This is a genomic window from Chitinispirillales bacterium (assembly GCA_031254455.1).
Taxonomy (GTDB): Bacteria; Fibrobacterota; Chitinivibrionia; order Chitinivibrionales; family Chitinivibrionaceae; genus WRFX01.
In genome coordinates, this window is the sequence record JAIRUI010000113.1 from 1 (window position 1) to 6,322 (window position 6,322).

Annotated in this window: 8 protein-coding genes; 1 reads left to right on the forward strand and 7 read right to left on the reverse strand. The window is 39.4% G+C overall.

Annotated elements, in window-relative coordinates; all coding sequences use genetic code 11:
- The 7 genes from LBH98_08910 to LBH98_08940 form a co-directional block, all read right to left on the reverse strand.
- Window positions 1-281: SH3 domain-containing protein (locus LBH98_08910; protein MDR0304865.1), on the reverse strand; the 281-nt coding region annotated here is incomplete at its 3' end.
- A complete protein-coding gene (locus LBH98_08915) occupies window positions 278-904 on the reverse strand; it encodes a type 4a pilus biogenesis protein PilO (GenBank protein MDR0304866.1) in 627 nt (208 codons plus the stop codon). The genes LBH98_08910 and LBH98_08915, both read right to left, overlap by 4 nt.
- A 4-nt stretch (window positions 905-908) precedes the next feature.
- A complete protein-coding gene (locus LBH98_08920) occupies window positions 909-1,490 on the reverse strand; it encodes a PilN domain-containing protein (protein ID MDR0304867.1) in 582 nt (193 codons plus the stop codon).
- A 6-nt stretch (window positions 1,491-1,496) separates the two neighbouring features.
- Entirely contained in the window at window positions 1,497-2,552 is a 1,056-nt protein-coding gene (locus tag LBH98_08925) for a pilus assembly protein PilM (GenBank protein ID MDR0304868.1), read from the reverse strand.
- A gap of 76 nt (window positions 2,553-2,628) precedes the next feature.
- Complete coding sequence (locus LBH98_08930) at window positions 2,629-3,027, reverse strand: hypothetical protein (protein ID MDR0304869.1); 399 nt, start codon at window positions 3,025-3,027, stop codon at window positions 2,629-2,631.
- Window positions 3,028-3,035: 8 nt separating this feature from the next.
- On the reverse strand, window positions 3,036-4,208 hold the full coding sequence (locus LBH98_08935; protein MDR0304870.1) for a PilZ domain-containing protein: 1,173 nt from the start codon (window positions 4,206-4,208) through the stop codon (window positions 3,036-3,038).
- On the reverse strand, window positions 4,183-4,368 hold the full coding sequence (locus tag LBH98_08940) for a hypothetical protein (GenBank protein ID MDR0304871.1): 186 nt from the start codon (window positions 4,366-4,368) through the stop codon (window positions 4,183-4,185). Before LBH98_08940 ends, LBH98_08935 begins: the two co-directional genes overlap by 26 nt.
- A 134-nt stretch (window positions 4,369-4,502) precedes the next feature.
- On the opposite strand from LBH98_08940, the gene uvrA reads away from it, so the two are divergent.
- The coding region (gene uvrA / locus LBH98_08945) for an excinuclease ABC subunit UvrA (protein ID MDR0304872.1) at window positions 4,503-6,322 on the forward strand (1,820 nt) is incomplete at its 3' end.

The window sequence follows — 6,322 nt, forward strand, 5'->3', positions numbered from 1 at the left end:
TCTCCTACCAAATCTTCCATCACCCAAACCTGAACGCCTCTTCTATTTGTAACCTGATACCATTGTCCTTTTTTTCTTGTAGCGGTTAAACGTTCTCCGAATAAGCCTTTTCCTGCAATTTCCGAATCTATTGCAGGCAATTGTCTTAGATTTACGGTATTTTTCAAAACGTATAAAGTGATTTTATTACTGTTTGAAACCGTATCGGCAAAAACATACGGGCAAAACAATAACAGCGCAAATTGTAAATAAATAATTTTTTTCTTAATTAAATATGTCATTTACCCGCCTCTTGCAGAGATGAATATGTCGTTAATCTAAAAACGACTTGAATGCTGTTTATCATTTCGTCCGTTCCTTTCGAACCTTTATATTTTTCAACAAAGTACTTTAACTCATTCACAAGAGTAGGGCTTACGCGAACGTTAACTTTATTGATGTTTATAAGCAAATCAAAGTTTGCTATGCTGGCGAAGAAGTCTCCGACACTGTGATAAGAACCCAAAATAGACATGTCGTAATAATTTTCGACATAGTAATCTTTTACAAGCGTTCCGTTAGGTTTGAAACTCGTCATAGAAATTTTTAGCGCTCTTGAAATTTTTGTAATATTTGTAATGAGATTCGGGACATCCGGATTTCTTGGAAATATTGATTCAAGCGAGTCCATTTCATGTTGAAGGCGGGCGACTTCGATACGCATCATCTCCAATTGCGGTTTTAGAACCAATATCTTATTCAGTTCTTCGGTTTTTTGGGCGGACTTGGTTTTTAAGGCTTTTAATTCTAGATGTTTTACGCGGATTTGGAAATTTCCGATAAGACCGACGACAATAATCCCGATTAGGATTATCGCTATGATCTTTTGCGTTTTAGCGTCGCTTAAATCTATATTGTCTGCCATACTATTATTGCCCCTGAGTTTTTCCATTATTATTGACTAAAGAATTTTTTATAGAAAAATTTTTTAATTGTCCGTTATTGCCGGCGTCTTTCATCTCTACTAAGACCACGCCGCTCACAAGGGGAGAACTTGCGAGTCTGCTCATGATCTGTCCGACTTCGGCGTCCGCTTCCGTTACGCCGTTTACATTTACGGAAGTTTCGTCTTCCGCTTCTTCTATGCTGGTAAGCCAAGTATTTTCCGGAAGAACGGAAGCGTATAATTCAAAAGCGTCGACCCATTTTGTGCGATTGATGTTAACCGATTTAAGTCCGTTAACTTTCGCCCTCATTTCGCTTTGTTTCGTTTCAAGTGTTTTTATTTCGGTTTGAATAGTTTTGTTGGCTTCAATTTCTCTTTCAATATTTGCGATTTTTTCGTTTTCACGCGAAATGCCCGAACTGAGAAAAGACGACCAAATAAGCGCCGCAAGCGATAATACAATTGAAACAATTAAAGAAATTACCGTTGCCGGATCCGCCGAAAAATGTCTTTCTTGAGTTATATATTCCGCAGGAATAAGGTTTATTTCTATTTTTTCTATCATATGAGATTATACTCCTCGTAACGCCAAACCGGTTGCTATTGAAAAAAGCGCCGAGAATTCAGACGGATCCGCATCGTTAAATAATTCGGCGTCGTATTTCAAAAAAGAGAACGGGTCGGAGATAGTCACTTCAATACCAAGATGCCGGGACAAATATGCTGTAAACCCCGCCGCGTAAACTCCGCCGCCGCAAATCACAATTTTTTCTACGGAATTGTCGCCGGAATCTTTTTTGTAATAGGAAAAAGCCATATCAAACCCTGATGTAAATTCTTCATATACAAATTGAAGCGCCTTCTGAATATCGTCAAGTGAAATTTTATCTACATGTTGCCCGAACATTATGGAGGTCGCTTGTCCAAAATCTATTTTGAGTTGTTTTTGCAGCGTTTTTAAAATGTAATCACAGCCTATGCCTATATCTCTCGCCGAATGGTAAAGCCCGTCTTTTATGAATAAGAATCTGCTTCCCTGATGACCTATATCTAAAAGAACGAGCGTTTCGGGAACTTCCTCCAATTCGCATTCTTTTACATAACAATTATTAAAAGCGTAAGAACTTACGTCTATGATTTTCGGACGAAGTCCGGCTTCATATAAGGCGTCCACGTATGAGCACACTCCGGGATTTTTTGCGGCGACAAGCAATATTAATAATTTCTTTGTCGCTTCGTCGTCGTTAAGTATATTGTAATTTATCGTAATATCGTCAACGTCAAACGGACTTCTTTGTTTCGCTTCCCAAAGAATATCTTCCGTTATGTTGTCTAAAGTTTCGTAAGAAAATCCTATTTTATCGCTTAATACGCCGTTGGTTCCCATGGAAACAATAACGTCTGTTATTTCCGGATCGCACTTACGTACTAATTGTTTTACCGCATTGATAAAAGTATCTTTATCTTTTACAAAACCGCCTGATACGACTCCTTCGGGTAAATCTTTCACCCCGACGGCTATAAGACGCAAATCGTCGTCGTCTTTTCTTAATTCGACTAATTTAATGTACTTATTGCCAACGTCAAGCCCCACGCTGTAGTTGCTTCTACCTTTATTGCCAAACAACGTATTATACTCCTTGGTCAAAAACTAACATATAAATATACACAAATTCAACGGTAAAGGGGCGAAAAACCGAAATTTAATAAGACATTACCCAATTTACGGAATCAGGACTTACCAAAAGTAATCTTTTCGATTGATAATGCACCTCTTTGCCGAAAGAGCCGCAAGATTCTATTTTTACTTCTATGCTATCCAAAGAAATCGTATCTTTTGTTACGGACACCGAATATTTTCCTCCGTCAGGAGTCGTTCCCGACGTGTTTTTAAGCGAATCGATCGTAAACGAAAAAGTTTCGGGCGGCATCGCCGATTCCGTTACCGCTTGAAATCCGTAATCCGCCGTCTGCAAAGCCTTTGTTTGCATAAACTGTACTTGTTTGTTTATGCTGTTTACAAGATACACGACGATCGCTACAATAACCGCTACTGTAACGGCTATTAACGACAATTGGATTTTAAACGATAATTTCAACATATTTTTGCCTACCCGATTTGTAACCTTTCCTGTTGTTTTTTATAAACATATTTTATTATTCTTTCTACGTCAGACTGTTTTACGCCGCAAAAGACGACTCTGTGTCTGTAATATACATCATGACTTCCCTCTTGTGTGGAAATTGCGACAATTTTCCCTTTTATCGTTGTTTTTTGTTCTTGCATATTAAAAGAAAACATTGCAATATCGTCTATGGAAAGCGAAATTTTTGACAGAAACGCAAGCCCGCCTCCGCTTATATCCGAAATGGTCGTTCCCGGAAGTATTTCACCTGCGGCCGGAACGGCGTTTTCATCTTTCCTCTCAATTATTTTGCATTGACACTTCATACCTATATCCATAGTAAGGCGGGCGTACTTTCTTGCCTGGCTTCTTTCTAACGCTATGGAATGATAAAACGAAATTATATTTTTGTCACGGTCAAACATTTTTACGTTAAGTTTGGCGGTATACATCGCATCCTGCGCTCTGGTAAACGATACGATAAAGCTTTTTATAGGTGCGTCGTCCGTTAAAGTCGAATCGTCTAATTCCATTAAATCCGCTGAAAAATACAATTCGTTTACTTCCGATGTTTTTGCGTTGCTGATTTTTGTATTGTCCGATACGCTTGTAATTGAAATTATTTGCCCTATGTCTATGTTTCTTGTGGATTGTATTTGTCTTTCCGGAATAATTTTGTCGTAACCAAGCTTTCTTCGTAAATTTGATATGACAAGAGCGATTTCTTCCGTTGTTTTACCGCTTTCTCCATATTTTTCAATAGTTTTTTTTATTTTAGCGTCTACGGCGCTTTCAAAAATTAAAATGGATTTAAATACATCGAAGAGCGTTTTAGGCGCAACTTCCCAAGTCATGCTTCGCAGTAATGTTTGCTCAAATGTCAGTAATTTTATTTCTTTGGATTTTTGATTGAACTGCAAGTTGGAGAATTCCATTATTTGCCTGTCTTGATTTCTTCTTTGGAATATATATATTACTATAAGCATTATCGGGACTATTACGAAAGCGGCGCTCACCGAATAAACGACCCAGTCTTCGTTATCTACCCAGTGGTATTCCTGGAGAAAAGTTTCTAAGGTAATTTGCGCGTACGCTGTCGAAAAGAACGACAGCAAAGCAATAAACGGTATCTTAAATAATAGCGTTTTCTTCGTCATATTTTCGTTCTTCCCGTCTTTTCATAAGAACAATTCTTGTCGCCTGCTCTTTTTCAAAGTATGATGGAAGAACAAATAATTTAGCGGCAATACTTGCGAATATCACGGTAAAAAGCGTAGAAACCCACTCGCTGGTGAAAAATATATCAATAATATTCATATTATACCTTCTTTAAGACAAAAAATCAGTTCCTCACATTTATCGGCAGTTTTTCATAAAAATACAATATTTATTTTGGTTTTGTAAGGAAAAACTATAGAAATTATATTATTTTCGGCTTAAAGGAAGGTAAAATGGAACAAAAAGACATAATAATCAAAGGCGCGAGGGTTCATAATCTCAAAAATATAGACGTTGTAATTCCGCGGAACAGTTTTTGCGTGATTTCCGGTCTTTCGGGAAGCGGGAAATCTTCATTGGCGTTTGATACGCTTTATTCGGAAGGGCAGCGCAGATACGTAGAAAGTTTGTCGGCGTATGCTCGGCAGTTTTTGGGATTGATGGAAAAACCCGACGTCGATAGTATCGAAGGACTTTCTCCGGCGATTTCAATCGAACAGAAAACCGGCGGACATAATCCGCGCTCGACTGTCGCGACAATTACGGAAATTCACGATTATTTTCGTTTACTTTACGGAAGTATCGGACAACCGCACTGCTATAAATGCGGGAAATTGATTTCGAATCAAACGGTTCAGGAAATGTGCGATATTATTTTGAAATTTGAGGCGGGGGCAAAAATTCAACTTCTTTCTCCGGTTATCATAGGAAAAAAAGGCGAACATATCGACGTTATGAAACATTTACGCGAATGCGGTTTCGTCAGGGCGGTAGTTGACGGAGAAATGAAAATGCTTGAAGATGAAATCGTTCTTAACAAACAGCAAAAACACACTATCGAAGTCGTTGTTGACAGATTGGTCGTAAAAGACGATTTGGGACATCGCTTGACGGATTCCGTTGAAACGGCGCTGAAACATTCCTGCAATTCAAGTTTGATTGTAGATAAAAACGGAGTGCGGATGCTTTTTTCGGAAAAACTCGCGTGTCCACACTGTGAAATATCTTACGGAGAGATTTTACCGCGCAATTTCTCGTTTAATACGCCTTACGGCGCTTGTCCGCAATGCGACGGACTGGGTTTTGTCAACGATTTCGATTTGGATTTGGTAATAACGAGCAAAACAAATCAGTTGGTGCATTCTATTACTTCATGGAACGGAATAAGTTATGCGGCGAGTTATAACCGTCAGATTTTTTACGCCTTATGCGACAAATTCAAATTCGACAGAAAATCGTCATGGAACGACTTGAACGATACGCAAAGAAATATGATATTATATGGTACGGGCGACATAAAAGTTCCTACGAAATGGTCTAATACGCCGTTTGAAGGAGTTATCCCGAATTTACGCAGGAGGTACAAAGAAACCGATTCCGCAGCGGTTCGCGAATGGATTGAAGGATTCATGATACAGAAAACCTGTTCGCAGTGCAACGGACAACGACTCAATAAAGAGACGCTTTCGGTTCTTGTCGGCAAAACCAATATCGGAGACTTAACTCACAAGAGTGTTGAAGACGCAAAGAAATTTTTTGATAATTTGGAATTAAGCCAACGGGAAACGTTTATTTCAAAGCAGATTTTACGTGAAATAAATTCGCGGCTTGGATTTCTGGTAAATGTCGGTTTGGGGTATTTAACGCTTGACAGGATGGCTCAAACGCTTTCGGGCGGCGAAGCGCAGCGTATTCGGCTTGCGACGCAAATCGGCTCGCGATTAACCGGAGTTACTTACATTCTTGACGAGCCGAGTATCGGACTTCATCCGCGCGATAACACGAAATTGATGAATACGCTTTTTTCGCTTCGAGATTTAGGGAACACCGTAATAGTCGTGGAACACGACGAAGAAACGTTAAAATCGTCCGATTATTTAATCGACATAGGTCCAAGAGCTGGGCGTCACGGCGGGGAAGTTGTTGCGGCTGGAACTCCCAAAGAAGTTATGGAAAATCCCAATTCGCTTACCGGAGGTTATTTGTCGGGGCGGCTCAAAATCGATATCCCCGAACACAAACGACCGGGCAACGGGAATTTCCTTAATATAAC

What these genes read in the sequence shown, in the direction of transcription:
- LBH98_08915 (MDR0304866.1), bottom strand. Translation starts at nt 904, where the DNA reads ATGGCAGACAATATAGATTTAAGCGACGCTAAAACGCAAAAGATCATA.
- LBH98_08930 (MDR0304869.1), bottom strand. Translation starts at nt 3,027, where the DNA reads ATGTTGAAATTATCGTTTAAAATCCAATTGTCGTTAATAGCCGTTACA.
- LBH98_08920 (MDR0304867.1), bottom strand. Translation starts at nt 1,490, where the DNA reads ATGATAGAAAAAATAGAAATAAACCTTATTCCTGCGGAATATATAACT.
- LBH98_08940 (MDR0304871.1), bottom strand. Translation starts at nt 4,368, where the DNA reads ATGAATATTATTGATATATTTTTCACCAGCGAGTGGGTTTCTACGCTT.
- LBH98_08935 (MDR0304870.1), bottom strand. Translation starts at nt 4,208, where the DNA reads ATGACGAAGAAAACGCTATTATTTAAGATACCGTTTATTGCTTTGCTG.